Annotated in this window: 15 protein-coding genes; 13 read left to right on the forward strand and 2 right to left on the reverse strand. The window is 41.8% G+C overall.

Features of this window, described 5'->3' with window-relative positions; translation table 11 throughout:
* The first annotated feature begins 1 nt into the window (after position 1).
* Positions 2–628, forward strand: a complete 627-nt coding sequence (pyrE, locus tag NSQ43_RS09450; protein WP_339249601.1) for an orotate phosphoribosyltransferase — start codon at positions 2–4, stop codon at positions 626–628.
* A 99-nt stretch (positions 629–727) separates the two neighbouring features.
* Here pyrE and NSQ43_RS09455 read toward each other — a convergent pair whose 3' ends face one another.
* Positions 728–2419: an NFACT RNA binding domain-containing protein gene (locus NSQ43_RS09455; RefSeq protein ID WP_339249603.1), complete on the reverse strand. Its 1692-nt coding sequence runs from the start codon at positions 2417–2419 to the stop codon at positions 728–730.
* Between the two features lie 254 nt (positions 2420–2673).
* Between NSQ43_RS09455 and gmk the strand changes: the two genes are divergently transcribed.
* From gmk to NSQ43_RS09515, 12 genes are all read left to right on the forward strand, one after another.
* On the forward strand, positions 2674–3291 hold the full coding sequence (gene gmk / locus NSQ43_RS09460; RefSeq protein WP_339249605.1) for a guanylate kinase: 618 nt from the start codon (positions 2674–2676) through the stop codon (positions 3289–3291).
* A gap of 3 nt (positions 3292–3294) precedes the next feature.
* Positions 3295–3519, forward strand: a complete 225-nt coding sequence (gene rpoZ, locus NSQ43_RS09465; protein WP_339249608.1) for a DNA-directed RNA polymerase subunit omega — start codon at positions 3295–3297, stop codon at positions 3517–3519.
* Between the two features lie 101 nt (positions 3520–3620).
* A complete protein-coding gene (coaBC, locus tag NSQ43_RS09470; protein ID WP_339249610.1) occupies positions 3621–4838 on the forward strand; it encodes a bifunctional phosphopantothenoylcysteine decarboxylase/phosphopantothenate--cysteine ligase CoaBC in 1218 nt (405 codons plus the stop codon).
* A complete protein-coding gene (gene priA, locus NSQ43_RS09475; RefSeq protein WP_339249612.1) occupies positions 4828–7239 on the forward strand; it encodes a primosomal protein N' in 2412 nt (803 codons plus the stop codon). Before coaBC ends, priA begins: the two co-directional genes overlap by 11 nt.
* Before the next feature lie 43 nt (positions 7240–7282).
* The gene (gene def / locus NSQ43_RS09480) at positions 7283–7780 is read left to right on the forward strand and encodes a peptide deformylase (RefSeq protein WP_339249614.1); all 498 of its coding nucleotides are present in this window, start codon (positions 7283–7285) and stop codon (positions 7778–7780) included.
* Complete coding sequence (fmt, locus tag NSQ43_RS09485) at positions 7777–8718, forward strand: methionyl-tRNA formyltransferase (protein ID WP_339249617.1); 942 nt, start codon at positions 7777–7779, stop codon at positions 8716–8718. Before def ends, fmt begins: the two co-directional genes overlap by 4 nt.
* Positions 8715–10067 carry a 16S rRNA (cytosine(967)-C(5))-methyltransferase RsmB gene (rsmB, locus tag NSQ43_RS09490; protein WP_339249619.1) on the forward strand — a complete coding sequence of 451 codons (1353 nt, stop codon included), beginning with the start codon at positions 8715–8717 and terminating at the stop codon, positions 10065–10067. The genes fmt and rsmB overlap by 4 nt, the downstream gene beginning before the upstream one ends.
* 32 nt (positions 10068–10099) lie before the next feature.
* Positions 10100–10858 carry a Stp1/IreP family PP2C-type Ser/Thr phosphatase gene (locus tag NSQ43_RS09495; protein WP_339249621.1) on the forward strand — a complete coding sequence of 253 codons (759 nt, stop codon included), beginning with the start codon at positions 10100–10102 and terminating at the stop codon, positions 10856–10858.
* Positions 10855–12819, forward strand: coding sequence for a Stk1 family PASTA domain-containing Ser/Thr kinase (pknB, locus tag NSQ43_RS09500; protein WP_339249623.1), 1965 nt, complete (start codon positions 10855–10857; stop codon positions 12817–12819). The genes NSQ43_RS09495 and pknB overlap by 4 nt, the downstream gene beginning before the upstream one ends.
* A 14-nt stretch (positions 12820–12833) precedes the next feature.
* Positions 12834–13730, forward strand: a complete 897-nt coding sequence (gene rsgA / locus NSQ43_RS09505; RefSeq protein ID WP_339249625.1) for a ribosome small subunit-dependent GTPase A — start codon at positions 12834–12836, stop codon at positions 13728–13730.
* Positions 13723–14388, forward strand: coding sequence for a ribulose-phosphate 3-epimerase (gene rpe / locus NSQ43_RS09510; protein ID WP_339249627.1), 666 nt, complete (start codon positions 13723–13725; stop codon positions 14386–14388). The genes rsgA and rpe overlap by 8 nt, the downstream gene beginning before the upstream one ends.
* Positions 14388–15041 carry a thiamine diphosphokinase gene (locus NSQ43_RS09515; protein WP_339249628.1) on the forward strand — a complete coding sequence of 218 codons (654 nt, stop codon included), beginning with the start codon at positions 14388–14390 and terminating at the stop codon, positions 15039–15041. The genes rpe and NSQ43_RS09515 overlap by 1 nt, the downstream gene beginning before the upstream one ends.
* A gap of 229 nt (positions 15042–15270) precedes the next feature.
* Here NSQ43_RS09515 and rpmB read toward each other — a convergent pair whose 3' ends face one another.
* On the reverse strand, positions 15271–15459 hold the full coding sequence (rpmB, locus tag NSQ43_RS09520) for a 50S ribosomal protein L28 (protein ID WP_060209036.1): 189 nt from the start codon (positions 15457–15459) through the stop codon (positions 15271–15273).
* Between the last annotated feature and the right edge of the window lie 24 nt (positions 15460–15483).

Consider the following 15483-nt stretch of genomic DNA (forward strand, 5'->3'; position numbering starts at 1 on the left):
ATTGGGTAAAAAAGAAATTGCGGAAATACTATTGAATATCGGTGCGGTAGAACTAAGTCCAGAAGATCCATTCACTTGGGCATCAGGCATACAGTCACCGATCTATTGTGATAACCGCTTGACAATGTCTGACCCTGTTGGCCGTAAGCAAATCGCTGAAGGACTTGCAGGGTTGATCAAAGAACATTACCCAGAAACCACACTCATCGCTGGAACTGCAACCGCAGGAATTCCGCATGCTGCCTGGGTTGCTGACATTTTAGGATTCCCAATGGTCTATATCCGATCGAAAGCGAAAGGCCACGGACGCAGCCGCCAAATTGAAGGAAAAGTGAAACCGGAAGATAAAGCGATCATCATCGAGGACTTGATTTCAACAGGCGGAAGCAGTCTAAATGCAGTAGAAGCCCTTCGCTCAGAGAATGTCGAAGTTACAGGCGTAGTTTCAATCTTTACATACGAACTCGAAAGTGCCGACAGCGCATTTGAAGAGGCAGGCTTAACATATCAGAGTTTGACGAATTTCGGTGCCTTAATAGAAGTCGCGAAAGACGCCGGATCCATCAATGAAGCATCCATTACCGATTTGCTCGAATGGCATGGGAAATTGAAAACCGGATCATTGTAATGGATTGTAAGGGTACCTGTGTGAAAAACTTGTGAAGGTACCTACAAAAAGAATGGTACCAAAAAAGGATTGCCGTCAAAACATGACGGCAATCCTTATTCATTTCTTCAATCTCCTAACAACATCCTCATCCGGTGTAACATACAACGTCTTCTGCTCAAAATAAATAACAAATCCAGGTTTTGCGCCATTCGGCTTCTTCACATGTCTGATTTCAGTGAAGTCTACAGGAACAGAGGATGACCCTCTTGCTTTACTAAAGTATGCTGAAAGAATAGCCGCTTCTTGAATTGTTCCCTCATCTGGATCCGTCGAGTGGATGACAACATGCGATCCGGGAATGTCTTTTGTATGTAGCCATACATGATCCCTTGCTGCAATTTTGAACGTCAAATAATCATTTTGTTTGTTATTTTTGCCTACAGAAATCGGAATGCCTGACGAAGAGACATAAGCTTCCGGAGATGGTTTTTTCGGCTTTTGTTTCTTCTTGCCTTTCCTTGCCCTCATTAATCCAGCTTCCGCCAACTCCTCCCGAATTTCATCGATATCTTCAGGAGAGGCTTGCATAACCTGCTGCTTAATCATTTCAAAATACTCGATGTCCTCCTGTGCCTTCGTCAACTGGTCGGCAATCATGATCAAAGCATTCTTTGCCTTAGTATAACGAGAATAATAACGCTGTGCATTTTCTATAGGTGTCTTTCTTGCATCAAGGGGAATGGTGACTCTCGTTCCTTCCTCATAATAGTTGTCGACAACCGCCTCAGTATCACCCTTTTGAATGGCATAGCTATTCGCCGTCAGCAATTCACCATATAATTGGAAGGTATCCAGCTTTTCTGCAGCTTTCTGCTCCTTGCCCAATTTGTCCATCTTTAATTTCAACTTTGCTATTTCGTTATCAAGCCAACGTTCCAAATCTGCTGCTTGCGATTTCACACGTTCTCGTTCGGCCCGTGCAAAATAAACTTTATCAAGCAATTCGCCAAGTGTCCCAAACGTCGCAACGATTTTATCAGCATACGTCAATGTTGTCGCGGAAAAAATTGTTTTCGTCCCAACTTCTGCAATAGTTGGCACCTGGCCAATTCCTTTGAAAGAAGAAAGGAAAGTATTATAGATTTGATAGGCATCTTCCTCCCGAACCCCTTTCAAACGGTGCAAAAGCTCCTCGCCATGGATTGGGGAGAAACCAGAAAGTTTCCCAACAATCTGTTTGGCATTCTCCCATTCTGGTAATAATGATAGAAAATCGCTCTCTTCCAACTCAAATGGATTCAATTTCTCTTGCGGAGGTGCTGGAACATAGGGCTGTCCAGGCAATACTGTCCTGTAACTGTTTACCGAAGGAGGAAGATGTTTCATACTATCAATGATCATATTCCGTTCAGGGTCAATCAATAGTAAATTACTATGCCTTCCCATAATTTCAACGATCAATTCACGGTGAATTTCATCACCGATTTCATTTTTTGCTCTTATTCCGAAAGATATGATACGATCATTGCCTGACTGCCTGATCGATTGAATCACTCCGCCTTCAAGATGCTTCCGGAGCACCATGCAAAACATAGGAGGTTCAGCGGGATTTGCAATTGTTTCATCAGTCAGTTGAACCCGGGAATACGATGAATGGGTTGAGATGAGGAGTCTGCAATTATCTCTACCAGCCCGCACCATCAAAACAACTTCCTGCGCATTTGGCTGATGTATTTTCGAAATACGTCCATCTTTAATCTGTTGCAGCTCTTCTACAATCGCTGCAGTAAATAAACCATCAAATGCCATGATAATTAATTCCTCTTTCAAACGTTTTGTTCCATTTTAGCACTCAATGGCCAACTTATGTTATAATATGATGAGATTCTTTTACCGTTTTGAACTAAATTTCTATATAGTAAGTACTAAGGAATTAACTCGCTCTATATTTAAAGGTAGTAGTTGCTTGTAGTGGAAAGCGTCCGCCTGAAACGAAAAGCAACGGACTTTATAATTATTTATTCATTAGCAACTTCTATATAATACATAAAAAGAGGGATCGAATGTATAAAAAACGTGGATTACTAATCGTCCTGTCCGGTCCATCCGGCGTAGGAAAAGGAACCGTCAGAAAAGAACTATTTCAACAACCTGACACAAACTACGAATACTCAATATCAATGACAACAAGAAGCCCACGAGAAGGCGAACAAGACGGAGTGGACTACTTCTTCAAATCCCGCAGTGAATTCGAAACACTCATCAACGAAGGCAAACTTCTTGAGTATGCCGAATACGTGGGCAACTACTACGGCACACCTTTAGACTACGTCAACGAAACACTCGACGCAGGCAGAGACGTATTCCTTGAAATAGAAGTTGTCGGTGCCGCACAAGTTAGAGAAAAGGTTCCAGATGGCCTCTTCATCTTCCTCGCCCCGCCAAGCCTATCCGAATTAGAGGATCGATTGGTAGGAAGAGGTACCGAGGAAGCCGATGTAATCGCAAGTCGTGTATTAAAAGCACGTGATGAACTGGAAATGATGAATCTTTACGATTATGTCGTTGAAAATGACGAAGTCTCGAAAGCATGCGATCGCATCAATTCAATCGTAACCGCAGAACACTGTCGTCGTGAGCGCGTCGAAAAACGTTATCTACAAATGTTGGAAGGGGAATAATACATGTTATATCCATCAGTCGATTCACTAAAAGGCAAAATTGATTCGAAATACACGTTAGTTACACTTGCTGCGAAACGTGCTCGTGAAATGCAGGAGAGTAAAAACGAATTGCTTCACTCCTATAACTCTCATAAAAATGTAGGGAAAGCTTTGGAAGAAGTGGCTGCAGGCGCACTTTCAAAACAAGTGCAAGATGCTTCTATTGTCTATGAAGACGAAATTTAATACTCCAAGCTTACTTGAAGAATTTAATAAGCTCTAATAACTCCCTTGGAAACAAACTTTCTTAGGGAGTTTGTCATTTTAACTGAAAAAGGGTGAGATGTTTGTTGAATAAAAAAATTCTTATATGCGTCACCGGTGGAATTGCTGTCTATAAAGCCGTAGCGTTAGTTAGTAAACTATCCCAGGCAGGGGCAGAAGTGAAAGTAATCATGACCGCTTCAGCTATGGAATTTGTACAACCGCTTACATTCCAAGTTATGTCACGGAATGATGTCTATTACGATACGTTTGACGAAAAGGACTCCCGAGTGATCGCCCATATTGACCTTGCGGCTTGGGCGGACCTTATCATTGTTGCGCCTGCAACTGCAAATACAATCGGGAAAATCGCTAACGGCATAGCAGATGATATGGTGACTTCAACCTTACTTGCAACAACTTCTGAAGTTTGGATCGCACCGGCAATGAATGTTCATATGTACGAAAACAAAGCCGTTGTCCGTAACATTCAGCAACTGCATGAAGATGGATTCCGTTTCATTGAACCATCTGAAGGTTTTCTTGCATGTGGTTATGTCGGGAAAGGTAGACTTGAAGAACCGGAAAGAATTGTGGAACTGATAAAAGAAAGGTTTATGAAATCTACTAAGGAATTGCCGTTGGCAGGTAAAAAAGTTGTCGTGACTGCGGGTCCTACAAGAGAACGAATAGACCCTGTACGATATATTACCAATTTTTCAAGCGGGAAAATGGGATATGCAATGGCTGAAGCGGCTGTATCCTTAGGTGCGAAAACAGTATTAATTTCAGGACCTGTTGATTTGCCGGTACCAACCGGTGTCGAGTTTGTACAAGTGGAAAGTGCTGCCGAAATGCTTAAGGCGGTCCTTGCGAATTTCGATGATGCATCGATGGTTATTAAGTCGGCAGCTGTCGCAGATTATCGACCGAAAGAGCAGCATACACAAAAGATGAAGAAAAAAGATGGGGATTCTTCGATTGAGCTGGAGCGCACAACAGATATTCTTAAAACACTTGGTGAACACAAGAATGAGCAAATCCTTGTCGGTTTCGCGGCAGAAACAAATGATGCGGTTTCATACGGCATGTCAAAGCTTGCGAATAAGAATTTGGATTACATCATTGTCAACGATGTAACGGATCCTAATGGTGGGTTCGGAAATGATACGAATGTCGTCACGCTATTGACGGGCAAGGGAAATCAGTATCCATTCGAAGCAATGGAAAAGAAACAACTTGCAAAACTTCTGCTGGAAACAATTATGTCTGAAGAAGGGTCAATTTCAGATGATCGCTGAAATCATTGTAGATGTATCAGCCTATCCGATTGATCGACCATTCGATTATAGGGTTCCGAAACACCTTGTATCGGTTATGGAAATCGGATCACGTGTCAAAGTCCCTTTCGGACCTCGTAAAGTCCTTGGGTATGTCACAGGGTTGAAAGCGGAAAGTGATGTTGATGAAGATAAATTAAAACCAATTGATGAGTTAATCGATTTGGAGCCTATCATATCTCCGGAACTTTTATCACTTTCAAAAAAGATGGCCAGAGAAACACTTTCTTATGAAATCGATGCGTTACAAGTCATGCTACCGGCGGCAATGCGTGCAAAGTACGAGAAGTTTATAAATATAGAGCAACCTGATGAAATTGAAGATCCGAGTCTTTCTGACTTTTTGAAAGGGAGGACAAGGATTCCTTTAAAACAGCTTCATGATTCTCCTTTGTTAAAAGTTGTCAAGGACTATGCGTTAAAAGGCATTGTTTCTGTTGATACCGTAGTTAGCCAACAGACTAAAATGAAAAAAGTAAGGACAGTCCAAATTACGGATTCTGCAACTTTAAGTAATTTATTGAAATCAGTTCATCCAAATGCAAAGAAGCAGACAGAATTGATAACGTGGATGTTGGAACATGCTGGTGAGACAATGGAGGTTTCAAAACTTTTGAAGGACTCAGGTGTTCAGAACTCTGTCTTGAAATCGGTCGTTGAAAAAGGTGGAGGGATTGAAGGGGTCGCAGAAGTTTATCGTGAACCTGAAGCACCGAACTTAAAAGATACCTCGATTCCAATCCAGCTTACAATGGAGCAACAAGTGGCATTACATGCTGTTAATAGCGCATCGGATGGGGGGAAAGCGGAAACTTTTTTATTGCATGGGGTAACGGGTAGTGGGAAAACCGAAGTATACCTACAGGCTATCAAGCATGTATTAGAAAAAGGGAAGGAAGCAATCGTCCTCGTTCCTGAAATTTCTTTGACTCCGCAAATGACGGCCCGTTTCCAAGAAAGATTCGGAAGTCTTGTAGCCGTCATGCATAGCGGCTTATCGGCTGGTGAAAAATACGATGAATGGCGTAAGATCCATCGTCGCGAGGTGAAAGTAGTCGTTGGGGCGAGGTCTGCCATCTTTGCTCCTTTTGAAAACGTTGGGATCATTATTCTTGATGAAGAACATGAATCCACGTACAAACAGGAGGATACTCCCCGCTATCATGCGAGAGACGTCGCAATTTGGCGATCCGAATTTTACGGTTGTCCGGTTATCCTTGGGAGTGCAACCCCTTCATTGGAATCTTTTGCAAGGGCCAAAAAAGGTGTGTATACACTTCTTGAGTTATCCAAAAGAGCGAAAAACCAACCCTTGCCGTCAGTTACGGTTGTCGATATGCGGGATGAACTGAAAGAAGGGAATCGCTCAATGTTTTCTGTGGGTCTCGCGGAAGCAATTCATCAGCGGCTTGAAAGGAAGGAGCAAATCGTCCTATTCCTTAATAAAAGAGGATTTTCCTCCTTTGTATTATGCAGGGATTGCGGGACAGTTGTTCAATGTCCGAATTGCGATATTTCATTGACATATCATCGGGCGAATGAGCGATTGAAATGCCATTATTGTGGCCATGAGGAATATGTGCCACTCGTTTGTCCAGAATGCGAAAGTGAACATATCCGCTTCTTCGGGACAGGAACACAGAAAGCCGAAGAAGAAATTTATAGGCTTTTTCCAGAGGCAAGAGTGCTTCGGATGGATGTGGATACGACCCGTCAGAAGGGTGCACATGAACGCCTTCTTCGTCAATTCAGCGAAGGGAAGGCCGATATTCTGTTAGGAACCCAGATGATTGCCAAAGGATTGGATTTTCCTAATATTACATTGGTCGGCGTACTTGCTGCGGATACTACTTTGCATTTGGCCGACTTCAGGGCTGCCGAAAAGACATTCCAATTGATGACACAAGTGAGTGGACGTGCGGGACGTCATGAGTTGGCGGGAGAAGTAATCATTCAAACGTACTCACCAGAACATTACGCAATCGAACTTGCAAAGACACAGCACTACGAAACGTTTTACAATTTGGAAATGTCGTCAAGGAAACAATATGGATATCCTCCTTTCTATTATATAACGCTTATCCAATTTTCCCATGAAGACCTATTGAAGGTAGCGGATTTTGCTGAAAAAGGCACAAGGTATATGAAAAATTCACTTTCACTTGAAACAGTCATTATCGGTCCAGCCGCAGCAGCTATCAGTCGCGTGAACAATAGATATCGGTACCAATGTTTGATAAAATACAAAATAGAGCCAAAACTGATTGAAACACTACAGCAATTGATAAAAATGTATCGGACAAACTGGATGAAGGAAGGGCTGCTCATGACAGTTGACATGGACCCGGCCTCTATTTTTTAACAGAAATTCGATACAGATCTACATCTTGAAAAGAGGAATAGACTTGGCGATACTTGAAATTGTGAAAAGCCCTTCACCGTTGCTTACACAACGCTGCAAGGAAGTGGACAAGTTTGATGATAAGCTTGCAAAATTATTAGATGATATGTACGAAACGATGGTAGCTGCAGATGGTGTTGGAATTGCAGCACCTCAAGTAGGTGAACTTGTCCGGGTTGCCATTGTCGACTTAGGTGAAGGGCAAGAAGTTATTGAAATGATCAATCCCGTCGTCACCGCAATCGGCGGTTCCGAAACGGATGTAGAAGGATGCCTAAGTTTTCCAGGCCTTTATGGGGAAGTTGAACGTCCTTACTTCGTTCGGGTGGAAGCACAGGAACGTAATGGTTCGTTGTATGAACTTGAGGCAGAAGACTATGAAGCGAGAGCGATTCTTCATGAAATCGATCATTTGGACGGTATTCTTTTCGACTCGAAAATCAAACGAATCGTTGATCCGAGTGAATTTGAAGATGTTGAGGGAGAGGATGAAGAAGAATGACGAAAATCGTTTTCATGGGGACACCCGACTTCTCAGTACCTGTATTAACGATGCTGCATAACGAAGGATACGACATTGCAGCCGTTGTTACACAACCCGATCGGCCAGTAGGTAGAAAGCGGGTACTAACACCACCCCCAGTTAAGGTGGAAGCAGACCGTCTTGGCTTAACCGTTTTGCAACCCGAAAAACTGAGAAATTCCGCTGAGTTAACAGAACTTAAAAATATGAATCCAGATTTAATCGTAACTGCGGCTTATGGACAAATCCTGCCGAAGGACTTGCTCGATGTGCCTCGTCTTGGGTGCATCAATGTCCATGCCTCACTATTACCAAAGTATCGTGGAGGGGCACCTATTCACCAAGCTGTTATGGATGGCGAAGCAGAAACAGGTGTCACGATTATGTATATGGTTGAGAAATTGGATGCGGGGGACATCATTTCCCAAGTACGAATTCCGATTTTGGAAGAAGATAATACAGGTACATTATTCGAAAAATTATCCGTTGCTGGCACACAGTTATTAAAGGAAACATTACCTTCAATTGTGTCTAATACGAATGATCGAATTCCTCAGGATGAAAAATACGTAACATTTGCAGGAAATATTACACGGGAACAGGAACGAATTGATTGGACACGTGGTGGCAATGATCTATTCAATCAAGTCCGTGGATTATATCCTTGGCCAGGAGCGTATTCTGTTTTCCAAGATGGTAACGTGAAAGTGTGGAAAGCGGAAAAAAGTGACATCGTCACAGATGCTTCACCGGGTACAATCATTAAACGTTTAAAAGACAAACTTGTAGTGAAAACCGGCGACTCCATTTCAATTGCAATAACAGAGTTGCAACCTGCAGGAAAGAAACGAATGTCAGCTGAGGAATTCATGAATGGAGCAGGCGCCAATTGGAATGAAGGGGACCATTTCGAATGACAAACAAAGCCAAAAAGAAGATTTGGAATGGAAATGTTCGAGATGCAGCGCTTTCAATTTTGATGGAGATTCACGACAATCAAGCATATAGCAATCTTCTCCTAAATAGGACGATTAAAAAATATGCAATTGAGGCGAAAGACCGTGGGCTTTTAACTGAGTTAACCTATGGAACTCTGCAACATAGAATGACGCTGGATTACTATTTAGAGCCGTTTGTAAAAGGGAAATTAGATGCATGGGTTAGGGAGCTATTAAGGCTATCGATTTACCAAATTGTCTATTTGACTAAAATCCCGCCACATGCAGTTGTCCATGAAGCAGTAGAAATTGCGAAGAGACGAGGCCATAAAGGCATAGCGTCAACTGTGAATGGAATATTGCGTTCCATCTTACGGAAAGGTGTCCGACCAATCGAAGACATCAAAGATGATATTGAACGAATTTCGATTGAAACGAGTCACCCAAAATGGTTGATCGAACGTTGGGTTAAACAATTTGGGCAAGAAGAAGCATTGGCGATGGCACATGAGAATAACCATCCTGCCCGTATGACGGCTCGAGTCAATATATTGAAAACGACTGTTGACGAGGTACTTGGGGAATTGGCGAAAGAAGGCATTGAAGCAGAAAAGGGAGAAGTCGTGCCGGAAAGTATCCATACATCAAGCGGTAGTTTGGCGAATACAGCTGCTTTTGCAAATGGTCTATTAACGATTCAAGATGAAAGTTCAATGTTGCCGGTTATTGCTCTGGACGTGAAACCGGATATGAAAGTATTGGACATGTGTGCCGCACCAGGCGGGAAAACAACATTCATAGCAGAGAAGATGAATAATCAAGGGGAAGTTTATGCACATGACCTACATGAACATAAACTGTCATTGATCGAATCCAATGCGAATCGTCTTGGAATTGAGTCAATCAGATTGAGCAGCGGAGATAGTCGGCAATTGGATTCCATTTACGAACCTGCATCCTTCGATCGAATTTTGGTTGATGCGCCATGCAGCGGTTTAGGAGTCATCCGACGTAAACCGGAGATAAAATATAATAAAACAGAGCAGGACTTGGAAAACTTGACAAAAATCCAAGAGGAATTGCTCGATACTGCTTACGGTTTAGTGAAAAAAAGTGGCATTATAGTCTATAGCACTTGCACAGTTGAATATAGTGAGAACGTTGGGGTAGTCCATAAATTCCTTGAAAAACATCCAGATATGACTACTGTTCCGCTTGATTCATTCGTAAAGAATGAATCATTGGCGATTAAAGATAATATGTTGCAAGTTTTACCTCAACATTTTGGAAGTGACGGCTTTTTTGTAACCGCATTTCGAAAAAAGTAATTGCTGCACGTTTAAAGATTAAGGGGGGACAAGTGTTGCGATTTGAAGTGCTATCAGATATTGGGAAGAAGCGTACAGTGAACGAGGATAGTGCAGCCGTTTTCACAATTCAGAATGGCCCGACACTTGCTGTCGTTGCAGACGGTATGGGAGGCCATCGGGGTGGAGACTATGCAAGTGCAACAGCAGTTCAACTTTTGGGAGAAAAGTTTCAAGGAGTATCCAATTCAGCACAAATGGATGATGAGGACTGGAAAGAATGGCTTTTAGAGACGGTTTTGTTCATCAACCGGACTATTTTTGAACTGGCAGAAAGCGATGAGAACTACAAGGGTATGGGGACAACTCTTGATGCTGTGCTTGTTAACGGAAATAAAGGATTAGTGACACATGTAGGTGATAGTCGTGTGTACATTATTAATGAATCAGAAATCATTCAAATTACAAGAGATCATTCCTACGTCAATATCTTGCTTGAATCTGGTGAAATAACAGAAGAAGAAGCTGCTACCCATCCTCAACGGAATTGGATTATGCGAGCGGTCGGATCGGAAAAAACCATAACTCCTGATTTTTATCATATTCAACTTAAAGAAAATGCGTATCTGTTGATCTGTACAGATGGATTAAGCAATAAGGTCGATAATGAAAAAATCCATTCAATCGTCACGTTGGATGGGCATCTTCATGCCAAAGCGGTAGAATTAGTTAAATTGGCGAATGATATGGGTGGCGAAGATAATATTTCTGTTGTTTTAGGATACTCCGATTCGGAGGTGAGATCATCATGATCGGAAAACGAATTGGTGGGCGTTACGAAGTCATCAAAGGCATCGGCGAAGGAGGCATGTCAAAGGTCTATTTGGCGCATGACATAATTTTAGGTCGCGATGTCGCAATTAAAGTGCTTAACTATGATTTCGCAAACGAGCAAGATATAAAGAAAAGATTTCAAAGAGAAGCCATGTCAGCAACAAGTTTGACGCATCCACATATTGTAAATATTTATGATGTTGATGAAGAAGGAGAGCTTCATTATTTCGTAATGGAGTACATCGAAGGTCAAACGTTGAAAAAATACATTCAGTCGAATGGTCCATTACCTGTTGCAAAAGCCGTCAATATTATGAAGCAACTTGTTTCTGCGATTGCTAATGCACATCATAATGGAATTATTCATCGGGATATTAAGCCGCAAAATATATTAATGGATGCCGATGGTGATGTGAAAATAACTGATTTTGGAATTGCGATGGCCTTGCACGCGACCGCACATACAAAAACAAACTCGGTTATTGGAACTGTCCATTATTTATCCCCCGAACAAGCACGGGGTGGCATGGCAACTAAAAAATCAGATATTTACTCTTTAGGAATCGTCTTTTATGAATTACTGACTGGCGAACTACCATTTTCTGCTGAAACAGCTGTCGCAATCGCATTGAAACATTTGCAAGAGGAAACACCTCCAGTACGAAATATGTTTCCTACCATCCCGCAAAGTGTTGAAAATGTTATTTTAAAGGCAACAGCGAAAGATGCTACATACAGATATCAATCAGCGGATGAAATGTATGATGATTTACTGACTGTACTTTCCCCTACAAGACAGAATGAAACAAAATTCACATTACCGTTTGATGATGATAAAACACGTGTAATTCCGATTATCACAGATCCACCAAAAGTGGATCATCACGACACGACTAAAATCATCGAACCAGTTGCTCCGGAACCAAAAGCGCCTGTGAAAAAGAAAAGAAAGAAATGGCCAGTTTTCGTAGGCGTTTCAATAGCACTAATTGCCATTGCATTATTTGCTCTTTTCCTGCCTTCTATATTAGGTCCTAAAGACGACCTTATCCCTGAAGTTGCGGGATTGGATGAGGCGGAAGCAAGGGATCTCATAAGTGAATCCGGGTTTGTCGTAGAAGGGATCGTCGAGGACTTCTCAGATGAATACGAAGCCGGTCAAGTTTTCAAAACAATACCGGAAGCTGGAAAAAAGCGTGAGTTGGGCACCCCAGTCACACTATATGTAAGTAAAGGTAAAGAAACGATGGAAATGACAGATTTTACAAATAAGGATTACGATGAAATCTATAATTTCTTGCAAGGATTTAATTTTAGGTCAATTACGGCTGATCCGGTATATTCTGACCAGCCGGAAGGTCAAATTCTTGAGCAAACTCCTGCTGAAGGTGAAAATGTCGTTCCTGGGGAGACGGATATCATATTCAAAGTCAGTCAAGGAAAGAAAACGGTTAAACTTGAAGACTTAAGAAATCTCGATAAGAATCAGGTGGATGCTTATGCGAAATCCTCGGGATTCGATATTCGTGTTGTAAAAGAGGAGTTTCATGATGAAATTCCAGAAGGAAATATTATTTCACAAGATCCTCCTGCTGGAACCGATTTACACGTCGGTGCAAAGGTAGGTGTTGTACGTTCCAAAGGTCAAGAGAAGAAACCGGTGAGAGTTTATGTAAGACAAGTGAATATTCCGTACGAATCTACAACTGTAGATAATGAGGATGAAGAATCAGAGCCTGAACCACAGACTGTTAAAATCTACATCCAGGATAATAAGCATTCCATGACAGACCCGGTTGCAGTATTTACAATTATTGAAGATACTCGTAGAGAGATTACGATTGAACTTGAAGAAGGTCAACGTGGAAGATACATCATCTATAGAGGAGATACAGTCATAGAGGATGTAACGGTTGATTACGATGATATCGAAGAATAAGAAAGAGGGATTGGATGCCGCAAGGACAAATTAGAAAAGCGATTAGTGGTTTTTATTATGTGCAAACGGAAAATGGAGATCTGATTCAGTGTAAGGGGAGGGGAGTATTTAGAAATAGAGGGATCTCCCCCCTTGTAGGTGATAATGTAACAATTGTAGAAGATGGCGATAATGATGCGACGATTACAGAAGTTCAAAAGAGAAAAAATGAACTTGTTCGGCCGCCCATTGCAAATATCGATCAAGCATTGCTTGTATTTTCTATCGTTGAACCTGATTTCAGCCTTCATTTACTGGATAGATTTCTAACTGTAATTGAATCAGTCGGTATAAAACCTATCATCTGTCTGACAAAAAAGGATATTGCGTCCGAAACTGAACTTCTACAGGCGAATGCCGCAAAAGAATACTATGAAGGCATTGGGTATGACGTCATTCAGACGTATATCGACGATCCAAATTTGCACGACCTGCTTTATCCTTTTCTTGAAGGGAAGACGACTGTCCTTGCGGGTCAATCTGGTGTAGGAAAGTCAACTTTGTTAAATACGTTGATCCCTGATTTGCTATTGAAAACTGGAGAAATTTCAGAGGCATTGGGAAGGGGAAGACATACTACTCGTCATGTCGAACTAATGGAAGTTGCTGGTGGGCTTGTTGCGGACACCCCAGGTTTTAGTTCGCTTGACTTCGATCATATCGAAAAGGAAGAATTACGTAATTATTTTATTGAAATGGAGCAAGTGGCGCATCTTTGTAAATTTAGAGGTTGTTTACATCTTAAAGAGCCTAAATGTGAAGTGAAAGCAAAGGTCGAAACCGGCGAAATTTTAAACTCCAGATACGATAATTACGTACAGTTTTTACAAGAGATTATCGACCGAAAGCCGAGGTATCCGAAAAATGATTAAAATTGCACCATCAATACTAGCAGCAAATTTTTCAAGGTTAGCCGAAGAAGTTAAAGAAGTGGAAGCAGCAGGTGCTGAACTGATCCATATTGACGTAATGGACGGACATTTCGTTCCGAACATTACAATGGGCCCAATTGTTGTGGAGGCATTGCGACCAGTAACCGACCTTCCTCTTGATGTTCACCTCATGATTGAGAATCCTGACACATATATTGAACAGTTTGCAAAAGCCGGGGCAGATTATATCACTGTCCATGTAGAGGCGTGCAGGCATCTGCATCGTACGATTCAGCTGATCCGTTCGTTTGGTGTAAAACCTGGTGTTGTCCTTAATCCTCATACACCTATTGAGCATATTCTTCATATCTTGGAGGATGTTGACCTTGTCTTGTTCATGACAGTGAACCCAGGTTTTGGCGGTCAGAAATTCATTCATTCGGTTGTTCCGAAAGTGAAGCAGCTTGCCGATATCATTAAAGAAAAAGGACTCAACATTGAAATTGAAATCGACGGCGGCATTAATGAGGAAACAATCATTCCATGTGCTGAAGCGGGTGCTACTATTTTTGTAGCAGGTTCTGCAATTTACAATGCGGAGAACCGTGAAGAGGCATTACAAAGAATCAAATCTGCAGGGGAAAGCGTGCTGAAGTAATGAAAAGGGTTGTTATTTGCGCCGGTGGACCAGTCGAGGAATTACCGGATTTAATTGCCTTGAAATGGGAAGGGACTATTTTTATCGGAGTGGACCGTGGTTCTCTTCATCTCTTGGAAAGTGGAATAGTTCCTTCGGAGGCGGTAGGTGATTTCGATTCGGTTAGCGAAAGTGAATTTGCGATGATCCAATCAGCTGTGGATCGTGTTGATGCATTCAACGCTGAGAAAGATGAAACGGATACTGAATTGGCGGTTACACGTGCTCTTACCTATCAACCTGATGAGGTTATCATTGTAGGTGTGACGGGTGGAAGGCTCGATCATTTCGAATCGGCGTTGCATTTACTCTATCGGCTTCAGATTGAATATGAAGATGTATCATTCATCGTTAAAAATGCAAACAATGAATTATCCGTTTTAAAGGCGGGCACGCATCTTGTGAATAAAATTGACGGTTTACCCTTTGTATCCTTTTTTCCTTTTGGAGGAGCAGTTGAGGGAATTTCCCTTACTGGCTTTAAGTATGAGACGGTGAATGCACGAATGGAAATGGGTATAACAAAGTTTACAAGCAATGAACCAATTGCAGAAGTTTGTACTATCTCATTCCAGCAAGGCATATGCTTAATGGTAAGAAGTTCAGATTCCTGAAAGGAGCCGGGGAATTGAGAGTATATACATTTACAATGCCAAAGTTTCTCAGTAGTTTTGTCCGAAAGTGCATGGTAGTCTTCCAAAAAGATGGAAATCAGAAGAGCCAGGCATCTGCAAGTGCAAGTAACCGTAATCGAAAAAGGAAAAAAGAAAAAACGTCAGGCTGAACTTATCGGCCTGGCGTTTTATTTCTTTTAGTCGTATAGTCGGAAAGCACAACAATAAATTATACTCGTTGAACTTTACCTGATTTAAGTGCTCTTGCAGATACCCAAACACGCTTTGGTTTACCGTTAACAAGAATACGAACTTTTTGAAGGTTAGCACCCCAAGTACGTCTGTTAGCGTTCATTGCGTGTGAACGAGCATTTCCTGTACGAGCTTTGCGTCCAGTAATAACACATTCTTTAGCCATTTTTATGACCTCCTCGCTAATAAT

This window comes from Sporosarcina sp. FSL W8-0480 (assembly GCF_037963765.1).
GTDB lineage: Bacteria > Bacillota > Bacilli > Bacillales_A > Planococcaceae > Sporosarcina.

Coding starts and splice junctions, on each gene's coding strand:
- pknB (WP_339249623.1), top strand. CDS start 10,855: ATGATCGGAAAACGAATTGGTGGGCGTTACGAAGTCATCAAAGGCATC.
- rsmB (WP_339249619.1), top strand. CDS start 8,715: ATGACAAACAAAGCCAAAAAGAAGATTTGGAATGGAAATGTTCGAGAT.
- rpoZ (WP_339249608.1), top strand. CDS start 3,295: ATGTTATATCCATCAGTCGATTCACTAAAAGGCAAAATTGATTCGAAA.
- NSQ43_RS09455 (WP_339249603.1), bottom strand. CDS start 2,419: ATGGCATTTGATGGTTTATTTACTGCAGCGATTGTAGAAGAGCTGCAA.
- fmt (WP_339249617.1), top strand. CDS start 7,777: ATGACGAAAATCGTTTTCATGGGGACACCCGACTTCTCAGTACCTGTA.
- rpe (WP_339249627.1), top strand. CDS start 13,723: ATGATTAAAATTGCACCATCAATACTAGCAGCAAATTTTTCAAGGTTA.
- NSQ43_RS09515 (WP_339249628.1), top strand. CDS start 14,388: ATGAAAAGGGTTGTTATTTGCGCCGGTGGACCAGTCGAGGAATTACCG.
- rpmB (WP_060209036.1), bottom strand. CDS start 15,459: ATGGCTAAAGAATGTGTTATTACTGGACGCAAAGCTCGTACAGGAAAT.
- gmk (WP_339249605.1), top strand. CDS start 2,674: ATGTATAAAAAACGTGGATTACTAATCGTCCTGTCCGGTCCATCCGGC.
- rsgA (WP_339249625.1), top strand. CDS start 12,834: ATGCCGCAAGGACAAATTAGAAAAGCGATTAGTGGTTTTTATTATGTG.
- priA (WP_339249612.1), top strand. CDS start 4,828: ATGATCGCTGAAATCATTGTAGATGTATCAGCCTATCCGATTGATCGA.